General features: G+C 56.7%; 2 pseudogenes. Both read left to right on the top strand.

The window, feature by feature from the left end:
* Nucleotides 1–256, top strand: a pseudogene (locus ACZRMO_RS30260) (T6SS phospholipase effector Tle1-like catalytic domain-containing protein); the annotation flags it as partial.
* Nucleotides 256–506 (top strand): annotated as a pseudogene (locus ACZRMO_RS30255) (hypothetical protein); the annotation flags it as partial. The pseudogenes ACZRMO_RS30260 and ACZRMO_RS30255, both read left to right, overlap by 1 nt.

Raw genomic sequence — 506 nt, 5'->3', positions numbered from 1 at the left:
CGCCCTGGGTGGCCTCGCCGCCGGCATCGGCGGCGCGACCATCGGTTATCAGGTCATCGACAAGGCCACGGGCTTGGTGGTGCCGTTCTTGCCAGGGGCCGAGCAAATCCTCAAGCCAACCGCGCATATTGGCTTGGTGGCCGCCGAGCTGAAAACTCAAATCGCCCAGGAGGACCTGGCCGAGCGCCTGGAACGCACCACTGCCATGTTGCGTGCGGCGGGCAGCTTGTTTGAGATCAACGGAGAGGTGGCCTGATGTTGCCTTTAGTGCGTGTCGGTGATCGTTTGTGTGCCATCGGTAAGCCGCTGGTGCTTGATGTGTGCAGTCGTCATCGAAAATTGCGGCATATATTCGGGCGCATGTTTATACGAATGGGAGGCGGCTTGGTAAGTTTGGTGCTGTTGGGGTGTGTATCTGCCGAAAATAAAATGGTGGCCGGGAATATAGCGGCGATTAATCATGTTGAAGGGACTGCGATTAATTGGTTTTCGGTGAATGGCTATAG

This window comes from Pseudomonas sp. B611 (assembly GCF_055407965.1).
The sequence above is the reverse complement of the archived record's forward strand: the minus strand, read 5'-3'. Positions and strand labels throughout refer to the sequence as shown.